The sequence below is a fragment of the Microbacterium xerophyticum genome (genome assembly GCF_053543555.1).
The window spans coordinates 823,327-842,644 of the sequence record NZ_JBLVOB010000007.1; the positions used below are offsets into that span (position 1 = coordinate 823,327).

Sequence of the window (19,318 nt, forward strand, 5' to 3'; positions counted from 1 at the left end):
TGCCGCAGACTGGACGCATGAGCGACATCCTCGACCTTCTCCCCTCGGGTGCCACGCATGCTGACGCCGAGCGCGTGTTCGCCGAGGCCGGCTGGACGCCGTGCGGCGCCGGCGACTGGGCGATCGCGCTGCGCTCTCCCGACGAGACCATGGCCGTGCGGATCAGCCCGTTCGACCCCACAGGGCCGTACACGGCGGAGCTGTATCGCGAGGCCTCGCACACGCGGCAGGTACCGCAGCTGTTCGCGCACCGACGCCTCGTCGGCGGCGGTGATCTGCAGGTGATGGAGTGGCTCGACGCCGTGGACGAGCAGGACGCCGTCCAGTTCCACCAGGCGATCGAGAAGCGCGAGGAGCCGGTCGCCGAGCTGGTCGACATCGTCCGTCGCATCCACGAGCGTGCGCTGCGCGAGCTGCCGTGGTGCGGACCGCTCGACCAGAACCCGTCGAACGTGATGCGCGGATCCGACGGCCGCCTCGTGATCTGCGACCTGTTCTACGCCGACGGACCCGACCTGTATGCGACGGCGGCGGCGAACCCTGAGCAGGTGGCCGAGCGGATCCCCGAGAGCGAGCGCCGCTTCATGACCGAGATCCCACTGGCCGTGTCGGGCCCGTGGGATGCGGCGGGGCGTGAGGCCATGCGCGTGGGGCTGGCAGCGGTGGATGCAGGGAGCTGATCCCCGCGGACGGACAACTTGAGCTCCGTCCCGTCCGCGCCGGTTGAGCGTGACGATTGACAAGGACGCACTGCGATGGTCGGACACCACGGTCTGGACACGCCCGCTCGACGCGCATTCGCATAGGTCATGGGGCTCGGCCTGAACCGACGGTCGGATGCTGGGGTCACCGCCCTCGAGCATCTTCACCATCTCCGTGCGCTGACCACCCCTCGGTCAGTCCCGCATCTCGTCCGGAAGCCGTGCCGACGGGAAGTTCTGGTACGCCACCGGACGAAGGAACCGATCGATCGCCGCTGTTCCGACCGAGGTCGTCTGCGACGCGGTGCTCGACGGGTAGGGACCGCCGTGCTGCTGCGCGTCCGTGACCGACACCCCGGTCGGCCACTGCCCCCACAGCACCCGGCCGGCCCGGTCCGTCAGCACGTCCACCAGCTCATCCACCTCGCAGTCAGGCGTCGCGAAGATGGTCGCCGTCAGCTGCCCGGGATGAGCCTCGGCGAGCGCAAGAAGCTGCTCATCAGTGTCGTACTCGACGACGAGCGCGGCAGGACCGAACCGCTCATCGAGGTAGTGGGGAGGATCGGCGAGCACAGCTTTCGCATCCACCCGCACGAGCGTCGCGGCCGGATGATCGCCGAACGGATCGCCGTCACATCGCATCACCTCGGCGCCCTCGGCATCCACAAGCGCACGCATCCCCGTCAGGTACCCGTCGCGGATACGAGAGTTCAGCATCGGCATCGCGACTGGCAGCGCCTCACCCCGCAGCTTCTCCGCGATCCGGGATGCCCGGGGCACGACGAGCACACCCGGCTTGGTGCACAGCTGACCCGCACTGCCGGTGAAGGATTGGATGAACCCGGCAGCGATCTCGTCGGCGGATGTCGCATCCGCCCCACGCGTGACGAACGCGGGGTTCGTGCTGCCGAGCTCACCGAAGAACGGAATCGGCTCCGGTCGGGACTGAGCGATGTCGAACAGCGCTCGCCCTCCGGTGATCGAGCCGGTGAACGCCGCGGCCGTCACCCGGGGATCGCGCAGAGCCTGCAGACTCGCCTCCGTGCCTTCGATCAGCGCGAAGGTGCCGTCTGGGGCGCCGACCTCGCGAAGCGCCGCGCTTGCGAGCTCGGCCGTGAGCCTGGACAGCCGGGGGTGGCCAGGATGAGCCTTGACGATCACCGGATTGCCGGCAGCCAGCGCCGATGCCGTATCCCCGCCCAGCACCGAGAACGCGAACGGGAAGTTGCTCGCCGCAAAGACCAGCACAGGGCCGATCGGTCGTAGGGAGCGTCGCAGATCGGGCCGTCCAGCCCCGTTCTGCCATTCGGGATCCGCGTGGTCGATGCGCACATCGCGGAAGAAGCCCTCTCTGACCATCGACGCGAACAGACGCAGCTGGAATGCCGTGCGCGAGACCTCGCCCCGCAGCCGCGCGTCCGCGAGGTACGTCTCTTCCCGGGCGACTCCGACGAGGGCGTCGGTCTCTCCCTCGAGCATGTCGGCCAGCGCCTCGAGCAGCACGGCACGCTCGTCGAGCGGCATCCGCGCGAGTGGACGCCGCGCAGCGTCGGCCTGTACGAGCACGTCGTCGACGTCGTCGTTCCGGGCCGGCTCGGTTTCCCCTTCCGAGAGCGTGAGCTCGGTCACCTTGCGGAGTGAGTCTGCTGCAGGGTCGCCGATCGCCCGGCTGAAGGCGATGAACATGAGTGCGATCCCCACCGCGCCAGGGTCAGGACTGCCGACCGCGCGCTCGCCGACGTAGCTTGCTCGGCCGCGCCGCGCGATGAGCGCCTCGGTGCTGCGCGCTCCGTCGGCCGCGGCTCGCGCCGCCTGAGCGACCCCGTCACCGGAATCAAGGGATGCGGCGGCCGGCGCGAGTGCGTCGACGATCGTACGGTCGCCCACCTCCGCCTCGCCCACGCGCTGGATCGCATCCAGCCCCTCACGCACGCCGACGCGAAGGACGTCATCGAGCGATTCTGCTGCGTCGGCAGCGGTATGGATCCGGTCGAAGAGCAGCCCGAACAACGGGCCGCTCGTCCCGCCGACATCGTCAAGGAAGACCCGCGCGAGACGACCCCAGCGGTCGCGTCCGGAACGCGTGACGCTGTCGACCGCTGCACTCTCGAGGCCCCCGGTGAGGTTCGTGCCGAAGTCTCCGTCGCCCGATCGTTCGTCGAGGGCTGTCAGCGTCGGTTCGTGGGTGCGCGCCAATGCGAGGTATTCATCGAACGCGTCGATCAGGGCGGTGTCGAGCGAGGTCATCGGTTCGTTCCCTTCCAGCCGGGGGCGCTGGCGTCGGCCAGCCACAGGTCGAGCCATTCCGGCTCGCTGATGTCGAGAAGTGTGAGTGAGAAGCCATGCATATCGAGCGCGGAGACGAGAGTGTCCGCCAGAGTGTCGGCGATTCCGATGCTCCGCGCGTCCAGCTGCGTCGCCACCTCGTCGAGAACGGCGTACAGCTCGAGCGGGGTCGCCGACCCCAGCCCGTTGATCAGCACGATCACGTCGCCCGACGGCGTTCCCAGCGACTGCAGCACGTCATCCAGCATCCGCTGCACCAGAGACCGCAGATCGGAGAATCGCTCCGACGAGGCCGCTCGCTCGCCATGGATGCCGACACCGTACTCGAGTTCACCCTCCGGCAGATCGAACACCCGCTCGCCGGTGTGCACCGAGGTCAGTGACTCGCTCGCCACGGCGATGCTCCTCGCGCGCTCCCCTACGGCCGCGCCTAACCGGGCGAGGTCGTCGAGCGACGCCCCGGCGTCAGCGGCGGCTCCCAGGATCTTCTCGATGAGCACAGTCGCCGCCGTGCCTCGTCGCCCGGTCGCCGTGTGCTCTGATTCCGTTGCGACATCGTCCTGCACGAGCACACGCTCCACCCGGATGCCGTCGGCGCGCAGACGCTCGGCTGCGATGCCGAAGTTGATCCGGTCACCCGTGTAGTTCTTGACGATGTGGAGAACGCCGCCGCTCAGCGCGACAGCACGACTGGCCTCGTAGACCTGACGATTGTGCGGCGACGCGAAGATCTGGCCTGGGGCGACCGCGTCGAGCAGTCCAGGCCCGAGGAACCCGGCGTGGAGGGGCTCGTGCCCTGATCCGCCGCCCGAGACCAGACCGACTTTCCGGCCGGAGGCGCGGTGTCTGGTCGTGAAGTACGCCGGATCATCGTTGAGCTGAACTTCGGCGGCGTGAGCGCGCTCGAACCCGCGAAGTGCTGAGGACAGCCGCTCGGAGCCCGGGGGAAGGAAGAGCTTTGACATCGTGAGTGAAGCCTCCGTTGACTTTCGACGTGCGAGCATGATCCGTTAGGACAACAGACAACGGCATTCAATCACACCTGCGATGCGGTTGACAGTTGTCTGACATCCGCTAAGCTTCCGGAAGTCCCATCAACGAAGATTGAGAAAGGCAGTCCATGCCCACGTTTTCCAAGTCGCAGCACGGCATCCAACTGAACCTGCAGGGGATCGTCCCCCCGATGGTCACGCCGTTCATCGCAGGCACCGAGGAGATCGACTTCGAGCTGCTTGCTCGGGAAGCCGAGTTCCTGGCCTCGCAGGGGGTGCACGCGATCTGTGCCACCGGAAGCACCGGTGAGGGCCACGGACTGAGCGCCGACGAGATCTACCAGATCACCAAGACCATCGTCGAGGCGGTCGGCGAAGATGTGCACGTGATCGGCGGCGTGATCGCCGACACCACCCACGAGACGATCGAGAAGGGGCTCGCCGCGAAGCGCGGCGGCGCCGGCTCGCTGCAGATCACTCCGCCCCACTACCTCTGGGCGCCGGATGCCGAAGGTCTCGTCCAGCACTTCCAGAACGTCGGCGAGGCCGTAGAGCTCCCCCTGCTCATCTACAACGTGGTGCCGTGGGTCGACATCGACGTGCACGCCATGAGCCGCATCATCGACGAGGCGCCGTGGGTGCTCGGCGTGAAGCAGAGCGGCGGAGACATGCACAAGGGCGCTGACATGAGGGCGGCGCTGCACGACCGCGTGCCGATCACGACCGGCATCGATGACCTTCTCTACCCGACGTTCGCGCTCGGCGTCGATGGGGCGGTCTCATGCCTGTGCGCCATCTTCCCCGCGCTCACCCAGGAGCTGTTCGACGCCGTGCAGAACGGTGACCACACCAAGGCCAAGCAGATCCACGATCGACTGCTGCCGGTGTGGCGGACGATCGAGGGGAACACCATGACCGCCAAGGCGAAGTATGCGATCGGTCTGCTCGGCCGCGACGTGGGTGTCTCACGCGGACCTATCCTCCCTCCGAACGATGCCCAGAAGACGGCGATTCGCGAGGCTCTCGAAGCCGGACAGTTCATCTGACCGCTGACCTACGCACTCGATCTGGAGAATCACATGGACCTCACGGGAATCATCTCCCCGGTGATCACACCGTTCACCGACAACGACGACGTGGACTACGCCCTGTTCGAGCGGCACGTGGTGCGCTTGCTCGACGTGGGCATGCACGGCATCAGCCCCGGCGGGAGCACCGGCGAAGGTGCGGCGCTGAATGACGACGAGCTGTCGAAAATGGTCGGGATCGCCAAGAAGAACGCCGGCGACAAGCCGGTCGTCGCCGGCGTGATCCGCTCGTCGACGAGCGCGGCGCTGCGCACCGCGAAGATCGCACGGGATGCCGGCGCCGATGCGCTGATGGTCACCCCGGTCTTCTACAACGTGCTCGTCCCCGACGACGCGGGCAACACCGACTTCTACGCGAAGATCTCGGACGAGGTCGGGTTGCCGATCGTGATCTACAACGTGGTTCCGCAGAACACGATCTCGCCCGAGCTGTTCACCCGGATGCGTGCGGATATCTCGAACCTCGCGGGGGTCAAGCAAAGCGTGGGCGGCATCCAGTCGCTCTACGCGATGCGCATCGCCGATCCTGATGCACTGGTCTACGCGGCGACAGACGAGATGCTCTATTCCTGCTTCACGCTCGGCGCGGATGGCGCCATCTCCGCGGTCCTCGCGCTCTTCCCGGAGCTCTCGCTCCGACTGTGGGACCTGAACCGCACCGGCGAGCACGCCGAGGCGATGCGCATTCAGAACGAGATCCATCAGCTCTGGATGAAGATCACCGGGCCGCAGTTCCCGTCGCGCATCAAAGAGGCGATGCGTCAGCGGGGCGTGGAGAGCGGGTTCTCCCGCAGCCCCTCCACGCCCGTGGACAGCACGACAAGGAAATCGATCGAAAGTGCGCTCGCCGCGATGAGCGAGCCCGTCTGACCATCACAACTTCATAATCGATCGTTGCCAGGGGGCGCCGCACAGAGACGGCATCCCCTGGCGCCACGCTGAGGCCTCACGAAGAGGCCCACGGAGACGCGTTTCAATGGCGGAGCGTTCCACTTGAGAAACCGTCTGAAACCGACCGTTCAGAACAACTCGTTTTCTCAGAAGGAGCAATCATGCGCAAGAAACTCGTCGCAACCCTCTCCGTCCTCGCCGGATCCGTGCTCGTGCTCGGCGGATGCGCGAACACGGCCTCCAACAATGGAGGCTCCTCAGACGGCGGTGCCGCGGCCGACTACCCGACAGGGCCCATCGAGCTGGTCGTCGCGTGGAGTGCCGGCGGCGGCACCGACGTGATGGCCCGTGCCTTCGCGCAGAGCGCCGAAGAGCATCTCGGGGTGCCGATCAATGTCGTCAACAAGCCGGGCAGCTCAGGAGCGGTCGGCTGGGGCGAGATCGCGCACTCGACGGAGCCGGACGGCTCGACCCTCACCCTGGTCTCACCCGAGATCGGATTCATGGAAGAGCAGGGCCTGTATGACTTCGGGCTCGACGACTTCACCCTCATCACACTCATCAACCAGGACCCGGCCGCTCTGGCAGTTAAGGCCGACGCGCCATGGGACACGCTCGAAGAGTTCCTGGAGGATGCGCGAGCCAACCCCGGATCGATTTCCGTCGGCAACTCCGGTCCCGGACTGGCCTGGGACCTCGCCACGACGGCGATCGAGATGGAAGCCGACGTCGAGCTGACTCACGTCCCCTACGACGGCGCGGCCACCGCCGTGCAGGCAGTCTTGGGCGGCACCCTCGACGCCATGACCTTCTCCATCGGCGAGGTCCGTGCTCAGGTTGATTCGGGCGAGATGAAGGTGCTGGCCCTCGCCGATGAGGAACGGCTCGAGGCGCTGCCCGACGTGCCGACGTTCACCGAGGAAGGGTACGACGTCGTCACCGGCACGTTCCGCGGGGTCGCCGGCCCAGCAGGGATGGATCCCGAGATCGTCTCCAAGCTGAACGACGCGTTCGTCGACATGGCTGAAGAAGACGTCTTCGTCGATGTGATGAACAACAACAGCTTCGGCATCCGTGTCATGGAGACCGACGACTTCCAGCCCTTCTTCGAGAGCGCTCGTGAGATGTACGTCGAGCTGCTGAACGCAGGCACGGAGAAGTAGTCGTGTCATCCGCAGATACACCAGAAGGCGAAGCGAACGCGGCTCCGGCGATAGAGAACTCCGCCGTGACCGAGCGATCCTCGCTGTCACGCAAGGCGGTGCCGATCGCCCTCGCCGGCCTCCTTCTCGTTGCAGCTGTACTCATCGTCATCGAGGTGCCCGGCTACCGCGCCACCACCGGCGGCGAGCCAGGGCCTGCCATGTTGCCGCTGATCGTGGCAGGTCTCAGTGCGCTCGCCGCGATCTTCCTGATCGTGCAGACCTTGGGAGGTGCACACGAGATCGAGGACGACGGTGCAGGAAAGATCGTGCCCGTACGCATCCTCGTCGCGTTCGCGTCGCTCATCGCCGGAGCGATCCTGTTCAAGGAGCTCGGCTTCTTCGTCGTGTTCGCGGCACTCATGTTCGTGATGGGGTGGCTCGCCGGCGCGCGCCGCTGGTGGGTGAACCTGATTGTCGCGATTGCGACCACCTGGCTCGTCATGATCGTGTTCGGCCGACTGTTCTCGGTACCGCTGCCTGCGGGACCGATCGATGTGATCCTGGGAGGCTGACGGTGGACGTTCTCGATTCGATACTCGGAGGGTTCGGCACCCTCGTCTCGTCTCCGTTGCTGCTCGTCGCGATCGCTGGTGCGGTCGGTGCGGGTATGGTGATCGGCGCGCTGCCCGGCCTCACCGCCACGATGGCGATGGCACTGTTCCTCCCGTTCACGTTCTTGATGGAACCCGACGTCGGGCTGTCCGTACTCATGGGCATCTTCGCCGGCGGAATCGCGGGAGGCTCCATCCCCGCTATCCTCCTGAACGTGCCGGGCACGCCGGCCTCGGCTGCAACAGCACTCGACGGCTACGCGATGACGAAGGCCGGACGGGCACGCGAGGCGCTGAGCATGGCAATGTTCGCGTCCGCCATCGGCGGCGTGTTCTCCGCCCTGCTGCTGAGCGTGTTCGCACCATTGATCGCGCGGCTGGCGCTCAACTTCCAGGCTCCGGAGTTCTTCGTCCTGGCGATCTACGGTCTGACCATCATCGCGGCCGTAGCCGGTAAGTCGCTGCTGAAGGGGTACGTCGCCGGCCTGTTCGGTCTCATCGTCGGTCTCGTCGGACTCGACCCCATCGCCGGACAGCTGAGGCTGACGTTCGGGATGCAGGAGTTCAATGGAGGGATTTCGCTCATCCCCGTACTCATCGGTCTCTTCGGAATCACGCAGGCGCTGGCGATGATCCGGCAGTCGGCCACGGCAACGGCCGTGCCGACGATGAGCGGTCGCCGCTGGATCGCCAAGACGGATCTGCGCAACAGCGCCACGACCTTGGCTCGAGGCTCGCTGATCGGCACCGGCATCGGAGTCATCCCCGGGACCGGCACCGACATCGGGGCGTTCCTTTCCTATTCGGAGGCCAAGCGCAGACCGAAGGGGAGGATCCCCTTCGGCAAGGGCAATCCACAGGGAGTCGCGGCATCCGAATCCGCCAACAACGCCGTCGTCGGCGGCGCCATGATTCCGATGTTCACCCTCGGCATTCCGGGCGAGGCAGGAACGGCTGTCCTGCTGGGCGGCCTGCTCATCCACGGCCTGACCCCGGGACCGCAGCTGTTCACCGGCGAGCAGTCGTCGATGGTCTATACGATCTTCGCCACGTTCATCGTCGCGAACATCATGATCCTGCTCGTCGGCTTCGTCGCCGCTCGCGCGTTCTCCTACGTGGTGCGCATTCCGACGCACGTGATCGTGCCCATCATCGTGGTGCTGTGCTTGGTGGGGGCGTACGCGATCAACAACCGGTTCATCGACGTGTTAATCGCGATCGCCTTCGGAGTACTCGGATACTTCATGGTCACACATGAGTTCCCGGTGTCTCCGCTGATCCTCGGGTTGATCCTCGGCCCGATGGCGGAGACGAACTTCCGCCGGGCGATGACGATCACCGGCGGCGATTGGACGGTGTTCTTCACTCGACCGGCGTCCCTGATCTTCTGGGCGCTCATCGTGCTCTCACTCATCTACGTGTGGCGCTCAGGGAAGAAGCAGCGGAAGCAGATGGAGACCATGTTCGAAGAGGGCAGCGCAGACGCCGTCAAGGTGCGCGGAGGGGTGGACTGACATGGAGGAGGTAACTATGAGCAGCGATCCGCTGTTCGACGTCACCGGTAAAGTCGTCGTCATCACAGGAGCGCTCGGCCAGATCGGCGCCGAGTTCGCGAAGGCGTTCCATGACCGCGGGGCGCGCGTAGCCGTGCTGTCACGGTCGGTAAGTCATGAGCGCCTCGAGGAGGTGTTCGGTGCGCGCGCCGGCAGTGAGACGCTCGCTGCTTTCGCTGTCGACATCACGAGTAAGGACTCGGTGCGTGAGGCGGTGAATGCCGTCGAGGCGCACTGGGGTGCACCGGACGTACTGATCAACAATGCGGGGCTCGACACCCAGCCCTCGGCACCTCCGGAGGTCTCCGGGCCGTTCGAGGAGTTCCCGGAGGAGGTCTTCCGGGAGGTCGTCGACGTCAACCTCGTGGGCACGTTCCTGATGACGCAGGCGGTCGGCGCTCGAATGCGGTCGGCCGGCAAGCCCGGATCGATCATCAACGTCGGCAGCATCTACGGCATGGGCTCTCCGGTGCAGGACATCTACGCCTACAAGGAGGAGCAGACCGGAATCCCCTTTATCAAGCCGGTGGCCTACTCTGCGGCGAAGTCCGGCGTGTACAACCTGACGCGCTACTGCGCGACGTACTGGGGCAGGAACGGTATCCGGGTGAACACGCTCTCTCCGTCGGGCGTCCGGCGTGACACGCAGGATGCGACATTCCAGGCGAACTACATCGCACGCATGCCGATCGGGCGGATGGCGGAGGCGGACGAGTTCAACGGCGCAGCACTGTTCCTGGCGACGGACGCGTCACGCTACATGACGGGCGCGAACCTCGTCGTCGACGGCGGGTGGACAGCGTGGTGACGACGAAGACGGTTACGGCGGACCTCGATCGCATCTTTTCGGCTCTGGGCACCCCGATGACGGAGGACGGCTCGGTCAACGACGCCGCAATCGAGGGGCTGGTCGAGTGGCAACTGAACCAGGGCGTCGAGGGCTTCTACTGCTGCGGCTCGTCGGGCGAGGCGCCGTTGCTCAGCCTCGACGAGCGCCGGAGCTTCGTGCAGCGCGTCATCCGGTCGGTCGCCGGTCGCGTGCCGGTCGTGGCGCACGTCGGGACGGTGTCGACGGCTGACACGATCCGTCTCGCCGTAGCCGCCGAGGAAGACGGCGCGCACGCCGTCTCGATGGTTCCGCCCTACTATTACGGGTTCTCTCAGCGGGAGATCATCGATCACTACCGGCAGACGATGGATGCCTGCGGCCTGCCGATGATCGTGTACAACATTCCCCAGTTCACGTCCGTGGCGTTCGACAAGGTCAGCGGGTCGGAGCTGTTCGCGGACCCTCGTGTCGTCGGGTTGAAGCACACGTCGCAGGACCTTTTCGCGCTGGAGCGCATCCGGTGGGGATATCCCGATCTCGCGCTCCTCAACGGCTTCGATGAGATGTACTTGCCCGCTCTAGTGGCCGGGGCCGGCGGGTGCGTCGGAACGACGGTGAACGTGCAGGCTCGGCGGTTCGTCGAGCTGCGCCGGCGCTTCGACGACGGAGACATCGACGGAGCCCAGCAGATGCAGCGCCGGATCAACGACGCCGTGGAGACGTTCATCGAGCATGGCATCTTCTCGTGCGTGAAGTTCTACCTGCAGCTGAGCGGGATAGATGCGGGGCGGTGCCGCGCGCCCTTCGCGAAGCTCGACCCCGTCGCTGAGAACGCCGTGCGCCAGGTCTTCGAGGAGATCCGTTCTGATACCGACACGTGAGCAGAATGCCCGATCGCGCCGGAAGTTCGTCGCGGCTCTCCCGGTCAGCGGTTGTCTGACCTCATACACAGCTGCACGGTATGTTTATCTCGTCCATCCTTTGAAAGGGGCATCATGCGACCGCCAAGACTTCGTCTGGTAGACGAAGTACTCCTCGTACTTCGCAAGCATGCCGAGGGCCTTGATGTCGGTCAGCAGATGCCGACCGAAGGACAGATCGTCGAAGAGTTCGGCGTCAGCCGGCAGACTGCGCGTGAGGTTCTCGTCACACTCCGCGCCGAGGGGTACATCGAGATCAAACACGGCCGCGGAGCCTTCGCGACGGATAAGGCCACCGGCGATCGACTGCGATTCCAGGAGTGGTTCAACGGCAAGCAGTTCGAGATCGCCGAACTGCTCGAGATGCGGACGGCTGTAGAGCCGTTCACCGCCGAGCTCGCCGCCGAGCGGATCACCGAAGAGGAGCTCGCCGAGCTCCGTGAGTCGGTCGAAGGATTCGAAGAAGTGTTGCTCGGCGACGATGTGGAGGCGAAGGTCGCCGCGGACGAGCGCTTCCACGGCATCATCCTGGGCGCGAGCCGCAACAGCGGGCTCAGCGTCTTCTACGAAACCTTCATCCCCAGCCTTCGCGAGTACCGCGCTCGGGTCTTCTCGCCGCCCGCGGATCCGCTGCTCGCGCTGCCGCACCACAAGCGGATCTTCGAGGCGATCGCATCTGGCGACTCAGACCGCGCTGGGAAGGAGATGCGCGAGCACATCGACCACTCGCGTCTGGACGTGCAGCGGCTCGCCGGCGAGCGGAGTTCCTGAACAAGTGGCCCCGAACCGCGTTCGGTCGACAGCCTCGAGTCAGTCAGACGCCGTGTACGCCCCCACTGGGTACAGATCGGGAACGTGCGTCGACACGTAATCGCTGAGCTGCTTCACCAGACGCCGGATGTCATCGCCCGCGTAGTGCGTGCGCTCCCACCCCGCATAGAGCGCCGCGTGCATGGCCGTTCCTCGATGCATCAGTCGCCGGGTGACGAGGCCGAACCGCGGCGGCTCGACGACCACGCACGGCCCGTGCCCTGCGGCCGATCGCGCCTGGATGATCGGAGCATCCGCCCCGAGGCTCGCCATCTCCAGCGACCACCCCTCGCCTTCCGCGACCTGCTGGATCTGCGCCCAGGCCGCGGACCCGCGCCCCGACGTGAGGAAGGGACCTGCGAGCAGGTCTTTCAGCTCGATCTGCTCGCCGTCGGCGAGCGGATGCGACGCGGGCAGCTGGCAGAACAGCGGCAGCGTCGTCACCCGGGTGCCGCGCAGCCTCGAGGCCGGCGGGCTCGTCGTCACCGCGAGGTCGGCACCGGTGCGCAGGCGGTCGTAGGTCTCGGCGGGTGTCGCGATCATCACGTCGGAGATCGGGCCGCCCTCGGCGATGAACGGTGCGAGCACGAGCACGCTGGTCATCTCGGGCGCGGCGACGACGAACGAGCGCTGCTCCTGCACGATGCCGGTCATCACCTCCCGCGCGCGACGCCCGCGGCGCACGAGGTCGCGGGCCATCGGTTCGAGGCGCTCACCGGCGTAGGTCGTCATCATGCCGTTCGGCATCCGGCGGAACAGCGCGGCACCCACCTGCCGCTCGAGCGAGGCGATCTGCCGCGACACGGTCGGCTGCGTGCGGATGAGCCGTTCGGCAGCCAGGCTCACCGATCCACTGTCGATGACCGCCACGAACGCTTCGAGTTCTCGTTCCCCGTACATGCACAAAGCGTATAGGCATACCCGTTTTTCTCATTGGACGGGCATGACGGAGTGCCGTCAAGATGGCCTGAACCCGATTCCCGACAACTTCCTCCCTGACAGAGAGGGCCACTGATGGCCACATCGCACACTGAGATCTCCCCGGCTCGTCAACGACGGTCGATGGTCGGCGCCTTCGTCGGCACCGCGATCGAGTGGTACGACTTCTACATCTTCGGCACGGCCGCCGCGCTCGTGTTCGGCCGCGTCTTCTACCCGGATGTCGCTCCCGGCGCGGCGCTGCTGGCATCGTTCGCGACCTTCTGGGTCGGCTTCCTCATGCGCCCCGTCGGCGGGCTCGTCTTCGGGCACTTCGGCGACAAGCTCGGACGCAAGAACGTGCTCGTCATCACGCTGATCATGATGGGCGCAGCGACCACCCTGATCGGTCTGCTGCCGACGTTCGCGCAGATCGGGATGCTGGCGCCGATCCTGCTCGTCGTGCTCCGTGGCCTGCAGGGCTTCGCGGTCGGCGGCGAGTGGGGCGGTGCCGTGCTCCTGTCCACCGAGAACGCGCGGCCTGAGAAGAAGGGCCTCGCCGGCGCGTGGGTGCAGCAGGGGTCGCCTGCCGGATCCATTCTCGCCACCCTGATGTTCCTGCTCGTGGGACTGCTGCCCGATGAGCAGTTCATCACGTGGGGCTGGCGCATCCCGTTCCTGCTCTCCGCGATCCTCGTGGTCGTCGGTCTCGTCATCCGTCTGAAGGTCGAGGAGTCGCCCGACTTCGTGGCGGCGAAGCAGAAGCAGGAGGTCGTGAGCGCGCCGGTGCTCGTCGCTCTGCGCACAGCTCCGCTCTTCATCGGGCTCGGTGTCCTGGCATCCGTCATGGGCATCTCGAACGCCTACTTCTCGAACACGTTCCTGCTTTCGTGGACGACCGGATCGCTGGGCCTCGACCGACAGCTGATGCTCAACATCCTGCTGGGTATGGCGGTGCTGCAGTTCATCTGGCAGCCGATCGCCGCGAAGATCGCCGAGCGCTTCGGCATCGCCAGGGTCATGCTCACCGGACTCGTGTTCAGCGTGCTGCTGACCGTGCCGTACTTCCTGGCCATCCAGGCGGCGTCCGCGCTGTGGATCACCGTCACGCTCTACGCCACGATCCTCGGCAGCACGGCCTACTACGCACTGCTGGCCACGTTCCTCGCGTCGGCCTTCCCCGCCCGCATCCGATACTCGGGCGTCTCGCTCGCCTACCAGCTGTGCGCCACGGTGTTCGGCGGTTCGACGCCGCTGGTCGCGCAGTGGATCCTGAACTCCAGCGGCGGCAGCGTCTGGGCGGTCGCGGTGTTCTACGCCGTGATGATCCTCGTCACGATCGCCGGCGTGTGGGGTCTGCAGCGTCAGATCGTGCGGCAGGTGGAGCGGGAGAGCGCGGCCTGACATGCACATCGACGCGATCTTCACCAATGCCCGCATCCGCACCCTCGACCCCGAGCGGCCGTTCGCGCACAGCATCGGCACGCTGAACGGCCGCATCGTCGGCTTCGACGACGATCTGCACGGCCTGGACGCCGACCGCATCGTCGATCTCGGCGGGCAGCCGGTGCTGCCCGGATTCCACGACGCGCACCATCACCTCTCGCTGACGGGGTTCCGCCTGGCGTCACTGAACCTGCGCCCTGGCGCAGTGAACTCGCTGGCGGAGCTGTACGACGCGGTTCGCGAATATGCGAACGATCTCGCACCGGATGCGTGGGTGCGGGGCGCCGGCTACGACCAGAACTTCCTCGAGGATCATCCGACCGCAGAGGCACTGGACCGCGTAGCCGGCGGCCGGCCTGTACTACTGGAGCACGTCTCAGGGCACATGCTCGTGGCCAACACGCGTGCGTTCGAGCTCGCCGGTTACCCGCGCAGGGAGGGCTATCCCGACATCGCGGGTGGCAGCATCCCGCGCGATGCCGACGGACGACCGCAGGGTCTGCTGCAGGAGTCGGCGATGGGCCCGATCAATGCGCTGGTGCGGCCCGTCGAGCTGGACGAGGTGCAGCGGAATCTGCAGCTGGCGAGCGATCAGGCGCTCAGCTACGGGCTCACGTCGGTCACTGAGCCCGGCGTCGGCGAGATCCGCGTGGTCGGCAACAGCCCGCTCGATTACCACGCGTATCAGACGGCGATCGAGCAGCGGATGCTGCGGGTGCGGACGACCCTGATGCCGTACATCACCGTCTTGCACCCGTTCGAGGACCTGCCCGACAAGGACGTGCTGGGGTTGGACCTCGGCATCCGCACAGGGCTCGGCGACGACATGCTGCGCGTGGGTCCGGTGAAGATCGTCGCGGACGGTTCCTTCATCGGGCGATCGGCGGCCATGCACGCGTGCTTCCACGGCGAGGCCGACAACTTCGGTGTGCTGCTGCACGAGCCTTCCCAACTTCGTGACTACATCGTCGGCGCGCATCGCGCGGGCTGGACGGTCGCCACCCACGCGATCGGCGACCGCGCGATCAGGCATGTGCTGGATGCCGTGGAGGAGGCGCAGCGCATCGCGCCGCGGCCGGATGTTCGTCACCGTATCGAGCACTTCGCTCTGGCGAGCGATGCCGATGTCGCGCGCGCTGCCCGCCTCGGGGTGATTCCGGTGCCGCAGGGCGTGTTCCTCTCGGACTTCGGCGATGGCATGGCCGCTGCCGTGGCGGAGGGTCGTCGCGACGACATCTACCGGGTGAAGTCGTTGGCGGATGCCGGGATCGTGCTGAACGGATCGACGGACTCCCCCGTGTCGGACGCGAACCCGCTCGTCTCGCTGCGCGACATGGTGCTGCGGCGGACAGGTTCCGGTGCCGTGCTGGGCGAACGCGAGCGGATCAGCGTCGACGAGGCGGTGCGGGCGTACACGCACGGATCGGCGTATGCAGTGGGCCAGGAACTCTCGAAGGGGACCTTGAAGGTCGGGATGCTGGCGGACTTCATCGCGCTGAGTGATGACCTGTATGAGATTCCGGCGGAGCGCATCGCGGAGCAGGAAGTGACCGCGACGGTCGTCGGTGGGGTCGTGGAGTTCGGGGACGTCGGGTAGGGCGTTCAGACCTCGAGAAGCGTTCGCACCTCAGCGATCGAGCGTCCGAAGGCGAGCCGGGCGACGCGTGCTGCGCGTTCCGTCCTGACCTGGACGACAGTCGCTCCGTGTGACATCCATCGCCCACCCGTCTGCGTGAGCTCCAGACCAGGCAGGGGGTCGGCATCCGGAAGGTCAGGAAGCCCCGCGGCGGCGCGCGCCGAAGTGCCGAGTATTCCGACGAGCCACGCTTCTCCGAGTACGTGAGGCCGGATCGACGCGATCGGCGCTCCTCCGCCGACAAACACCTGGAGCATCGTATCGGCGCGCCGCACGGCCCACTCATCGCCCCGGTAGGTGAAATCGCAGGCGACGTCGGCGTGCAACGTGACGTCGGCACCGTAATGCCGGACGGCCATGATGCACTCGGAGGTCAGCAGCCGGGCATCGATCTCCCGCTCGCGGCGGAGGAGTTCGGCTCGGTACTTCTCTCGCGCGATGGGGGCGTACTCGCGTTCGAGGTCGCGGCGATTGGCGGGCGCGCCCTGGGCTAGGCGTTCGAAGAGCCACCTCGGATCGATCTGCACGAAGTAGCGGAAGTGGATGTCGATCGGCCCATGCGTGAGCTTCCGGTCTTCGACGAGCAATTGCACGCCGTGGTCGACGGACCAGACCGCGGCGGTCTCGCCGTCGACATCGGCGACCCATGACCAGCCTGAGGAACGGATCTCGGGAGAGCACTGCTCGAGTGCGGCGCTGAGCAGAGTGCCCCGGGGAACCGTCGTCGTCTTGGCGTGCGACACAGCATCGTCGCCCATCGCGACGCTGTCGCGGTCGACGCGGAGTTCGATGGTGGGGCGCCAGTGCCCGAACGTCACCTACTGATACCGCCGCACAGCCTCACGGATGGCTTCTGCATGGCTATACAGCTCGTCCAGGTCGCTGATCGGGTGTCGTTCCTCAACCTTGTCCTCATCGAGCAGACCGAGGTACTTCTGCTTGCCGTTGAAGTGCAGACGCGCAATCGGCTTGCGATTGTTGTCGTCGAGAAGCACCGCGAAATAACTCTTCGCGTCGCGATGGGTCACTCGCTGCGGCTTCACGTCTCCGCACGCGATCGCCTTCACGATCTGGTAACCCTCGAGCTCTTCGAGCGTCGTTTCGATCTCGGTATCGCGATCGAGATCGTCCGCCGCGGCTTCCGCACTTGTCGTCGGCGGCGCGGACGATGTCGAGGTGATTCCAGAGACGCCCAGCGCTGTCTTCAGGCGGTCATTGACGCGCTCGTTGAGGAACTGGTGCGCTGCCTTTCCAACGAGACTGGTGAACTGCTGACGAACCTTCTGCGTGTACGAGCCCTCGTAGACCCGCGTTGCGAAGAACTTGATCCATTCATCCGTGGGCTCCCGGAACTGGCTCGCGATCTCGCGCTTGAGCGCTCCGATATATTTCAGCTCTTCCGCGGCGCTGATGATCGAATCGAGATCGAAACTCTCCTTACTGAGCTTCTGAATTTCTGCGATGAGAGTCTCATCGATGTCAAGCAAATCGAGGACGAGGAAGGGCTTCGCGTCCATGCGATTTGGGGCATCGAGATCCGTATAGAAGTGCCAGACCGCGCCATTCGTCAGGACCGCGATGCGCGCGTTGGTCACCGCAAAATAGCGGAAGAGCTGAGAAGCATGCTCGATCTTGAGCGACCCCATGGACGGTTTACATTCGATGAGGATCTGCACCTCGCCATCTCGCATGATTGCGTAGTCGATCTTCTCCCCACGCTTCGTTCCCACATCGGCGGTAAATTCCGGCACTACTTCAAGCGGGTCGAACACGTCGTAGCCAAGGATCGTCGAAATAAACGGCATCACAAATGCGTTCTTCGTCGCCTCTTCAGTGCCGATCGCGGTGGCCTGGTTCTTCACCTTTGTCGCGATCGAGTCGAGACGCTCTGCAAACTCCATTGATGCTTCCGATCTTTCGTAGACCTGCGGGTGATTCAGAGCGTATCGGAGCTGCGGGTCTATTCAGACAAATAATTGCGGTGGGCGGCGGCCTGAGCGTCTACGTCTTGCTCGCGTTAGCGGCCCATCGAGATGGGCCCCAAGAACCCGTAGGACAACTCCGACTTCACGGGGTGGTGTGGGGAGCCACAGTCTCGCGTCGTTACTCGCTAGGCTGCGGCCAGGCAGTCGAAATCATGGAGCGGCGCGTGAGCAAGCAGATAAACGTCGTGGGTGCAGTGGTGATCCGGGCGGGCGCGGTGCTCGCCGCGCAGCGGAGCCAGACGATGTCGCTACCCGGGCTATGGGAGTTTCCGGGAGGGAAGATCGAGTCCCGCGAATCCCCGCAGGAAGCGCTCGCACGCGAGATACAAGAGGAGCTTCTCTGCCGAGTCTCCGTCGGCGAACGCGTGGAGGCGACGACGTACGAGTACGAATTCGGCGTTGTTGCGCTCACCACCTTTTATGCAACCATCCTCGATGGCGAGCCCCAAGTCACCGAACACGCTGACCTACGCTGGATCCCCATGGAAGATCTTCACAACCTGAATTGGGCTCCCGCAGACCTCCCGGCCATGAGACGCGTCCTCCGCGACCACGCCGCATGAATCCTCGCCGCTACGCGGCGAACAGCGCAAACTTCTCAGCTAGTCGTTCTCTCGATGGGTGATCGGACATGCGCCGTGGCAACGTCAATGGCCGCCCGTGCATGTCCTGTAGGCCGTGCCGAAGCATCGGCCCGTCGACCTCTTCAAGAAGGTCTCGGTCAATCCGAACCTCATAGTCGGGTGTGATGCCCAGGAGGTTCTGGTCGTACGACGCGTGATGAATTTTGCATAAGGCGAGCCCGTTGGTCACTTCGGCGACGCCACCCGTCTGCGAATCCGCGATGATATGTGCGGCGTCAAGCAGTTCAGCGTGTTTTAGATCACAGATGGCGCACGTTGTGTCGTAAGCCCGCAGCACACGGGCGCGGAACATCGGCTGATGCAGGCGCGTCCTGACGAGACGTTCGGCGTATCGACGCTCGTACTCTTTGAGATTGAGCGGATCGTCAAAGTGACGGAGAGTCTCATCGAGCGCGATACTCACGGTGCGTCTAACCGGATCGTCATGAACGATGTACGCGGGGTAGAAGGCGACAAAGTAACCCGGTCGCACGCCCAGAAAGTAAACGAGCGGATCAGCGCTCTCGAAGGCGCGTCGTAGTTTGACATTGTCCCCACCCTCTCGCGACTGATACGAGTACGTGACGAGCCCCTCGGGACTAATCCCATCCGAGTACGCCGTCTTCTTCGAGCTCGTCATAATCGTCAGAGTCGAGTCGAAGTCTGCAGGATTACGGATGCCGCGGCCCGTGTCGAGAAGCGGGATCCGCTCACCATTGAACGTGTAGTTGACCAACTCCTCACGGCTGTACTCGTACGCCCCCGCGTTGCGGCGCAGGTCGAGCCACCGGAAGACATCATCGCGAATGGCGTCTTGTTCGGGATGGGGGCGAGTCACGTGGACAGGCTACCGTGGGCAGGGGTCGAGATCGCCATCTGCCCTG

18 protein-coding genes are annotated in these 19,318 nt (G+C 65.4%); 12 read left to right on the forward strand and 6 right to left on the reverse strand.

What is annotated here, in order from left to right; all coding sequences use genetic code 11:
- Nucleotides 1-17: 17 nt before the first annotated feature.
- Nucleotides 18-680, forward strand: coding sequence for a hypothetical protein (locus tag ACNPNP_RS15505; RefSeq protein WP_448966920.1), 663 nt, complete (start codon nucleotides 18-20; stop codon nucleotides 678-680).
- Nucleotides 681-896: 216 nt separating this feature from the next.
- Here ACNPNP_RS15505 and ACNPNP_RS15510 read toward each other — a convergent pair whose 3' ends face one another.
- Both ACNPNP_RS15510 and ACNPNP_RS15515 read right to left on the reverse strand, forming a co-directional pair.
- On the reverse strand, nucleotides 897-2,948 hold the full coding sequence (locus ACNPNP_RS15510; protein WP_448966921.1) for an aldehyde dehydrogenase (NADP(+)): 2,052 nt from the start codon (nucleotides 2,946-2,948) through the stop codon (nucleotides 897-899).
- On the reverse strand, nucleotides 2,945-3,952 hold the full coding sequence (locus ACNPNP_RS15515; RefSeq protein WP_448966922.1) for a dihydroxyacetone kinase subunit DhaK: 1,008 nt from the start codon (nucleotides 3,950-3,952) through the stop codon (nucleotides 2,945-2,947). The genes ACNPNP_RS15510 and ACNPNP_RS15515 overlap by 4 nt, the downstream gene beginning before the upstream one ends.
- A gap of 155 nt (nucleotides 3,953-4,107) precedes the next feature.
- Between ACNPNP_RS15515 and ACNPNP_RS15520 the strand changes: the two genes are divergently transcribed.
- The 8 genes from ACNPNP_RS15520 to ACNPNP_RS15555 all read left to right on the forward strand — a co-directional run bounded on the left by ACNPNP_RS15520 (nucleotide 4,108) and on the right by ACNPNP_RS15555 (nucleotide 11,787).
- Nucleotides 4,108-5,025, forward strand: a complete 918-nt coding sequence (locus ACNPNP_RS15520; protein ID WP_448966923.1) for a dihydrodipicolinate synthase family protein — start codon at nucleotides 4,108-4,110, stop codon at nucleotides 5,023-5,025.
- 33 nt (nucleotides 5,026-5,058) lie between these two features.
- Nucleotides 5,059-5,937 (forward strand): dihydrodipicolinate synthase family protein, encoded by an 879-nt coding sequence (locus ACNPNP_RS15525; protein WP_448966924.1) that lies wholly within the window; start codon nucleotides 5,059-5,061, stop codon nucleotides 5,935-5,937.
- A 182-nt stretch (nucleotides 5,938-6,119) separates the two neighbouring features.
- Nucleotides 6,120-7,121 carry a tripartite tricarboxylate transporter substrate binding protein gene (locus ACNPNP_RS15530; protein ID WP_448966925.1) on the forward strand — a complete coding sequence of 334 codons (1,002 nt, stop codon included), beginning with the start codon at nucleotides 6,120-6,122 and terminating at the stop codon, nucleotides 7,119-7,121.
- Nucleotides 7,122-7,186: 65 nt separating this feature from the next.
- The gene (locus ACNPNP_RS15535; protein ID WP_448966926.1) at nucleotides 7,187-7,675 is read left to right on the forward strand and encodes a tripartite tricarboxylate transporter TctB family protein; all 489 of its coding nucleotides are present in this window, start codon (nucleotides 7,187-7,189) and stop codon (nucleotides 7,673-7,675) included.
- A gap of 2 nt (nucleotides 7,676-7,677) precedes the next feature.
- Nucleotides 7,678-9,228, forward strand: a complete 1,551-nt coding sequence (locus ACNPNP_RS15540) for a tripartite tricarboxylate transporter permease (RefSeq protein ID WP_448966927.1) — start codon at nucleotides 7,678-7,680, stop codon at nucleotides 9,226-9,228.
- Nucleotides 9,229-9,244: 16 nt separating this feature from the next.
- Entirely contained in the window at nucleotides 9,245-10,075 is an 831-nt protein-coding gene (locus ACNPNP_RS15545; RefSeq protein WP_448966928.1) for an SDR family oxidoreductase, read from the forward strand.
- Nucleotides 10,072-10,977, forward strand: a complete 906-nt coding sequence (locus ACNPNP_RS15550; RefSeq protein ID WP_448966929.1) for an N-acetylneuraminate lyase — start codon at nucleotides 10,072-10,074, stop codon at nucleotides 10,975-10,977. Before ACNPNP_RS15545 ends, ACNPNP_RS15550 begins: the two co-directional genes overlap by 4 nt.
- Nucleotides 10,978-11,091: 114 nt before the next feature.
- Complete coding sequence (locus ACNPNP_RS15555) at nucleotides 11,092-11,787, forward strand: FadR/GntR family transcriptional regulator (protein WP_448966930.1); 696 nt, start codon at nucleotides 11,092-11,094, stop codon at nucleotides 11,785-11,787.
- Between the two features lie 39 nt (nucleotides 11,788-11,826).
- On the opposite strand, the gene ACNPNP_RS15560 is transcribed toward ACNPNP_RS15555, so the two are convergent.
- The gene (locus ACNPNP_RS15560) at nucleotides 11,827-12,726 is read right to left on the reverse strand and encodes a LysR family transcriptional regulator (RefSeq protein WP_448966931.1); all 900 of its coding nucleotides are present in this window, start codon (nucleotides 12,724-12,726) and stop codon (nucleotides 11,827-11,829) included.
- A 114-nt stretch (nucleotides 12,727-12,840) separates the two neighbouring features.
- Between ACNPNP_RS15560 and ACNPNP_RS15565 the strand changes: the two genes are divergently transcribed.
- Nucleotides 12,841-14,148 (forward strand): MFS transporter, encoded by a 1,308-nt coding sequence (locus ACNPNP_RS15565; protein ID WP_448966932.1) that lies wholly within the window; start codon nucleotides 12,841-12,843, stop codon nucleotides 14,146-14,148.
- Between the two features lies 1 nt (nucleotide 14,149).
- Nucleotides 14,150-15,787: an amidohydrolase gene (locus ACNPNP_RS15570; protein ID WP_448966933.1), complete on the forward strand. Its 1,638-nt coding sequence runs from the start codon at nucleotides 14,150-14,152 to the stop codon at nucleotides 15,785-15,787.
- A gap of 5 nt (nucleotides 15,788-15,792) precedes the next feature.
- On the opposite strand, the gene ACNPNP_RS15575 is transcribed toward ACNPNP_RS15570, so the two are convergent.
- Both ACNPNP_RS15575 and ACNPNP_RS15580 read right to left on the reverse strand, forming a co-directional pair.
- A complete protein-coding gene (locus tag ACNPNP_RS15575) occupies nucleotides 15,793-16,644 on the reverse strand; it encodes a hypothetical protein (RefSeq protein WP_448966934.1) in 852 nt (283 codons plus the stop codon).
- Nucleotides 16,645-17,727, reverse strand: a complete 1,083-nt coding sequence (locus tag ACNPNP_RS15580) for a type I restriction endonuclease (RefSeq protein ID WP_448966935.1) — start codon at nucleotides 17,725-17,727, stop codon at nucleotides 16,645-16,647.
- 248 nt (nucleotides 17,728-17,975) lie between these two features.
- On the opposite strand from ACNPNP_RS15580, the gene ACNPNP_RS15585 reads away from it, so the two are divergent.
- Entirely contained in the window at nucleotides 17,976-18,374 is a 399-nt protein-coding gene (locus tag ACNPNP_RS15585; protein WP_448966936.1) for a (deoxy)nucleoside triphosphate pyrophosphohydrolase, read from the forward strand.
- Between the two features lie 10 nt (nucleotides 18,375-18,384).
- Here the strand turns inward: ACNPNP_RS15585 and ACNPNP_RS15590 are convergent, their stop codons facing one another.
- On the reverse strand, nucleotides 18,385-19,272 hold the full coding sequence (locus ACNPNP_RS15590; RefSeq protein ID WP_448966937.1) for an HNH endonuclease: 888 nt from the start codon (nucleotides 19,270-19,272) through the stop codon (nucleotides 18,385-18,387).
- Between the last annotated feature and the right edge of the window lie 46 nt (nucleotides 19,273-19,318).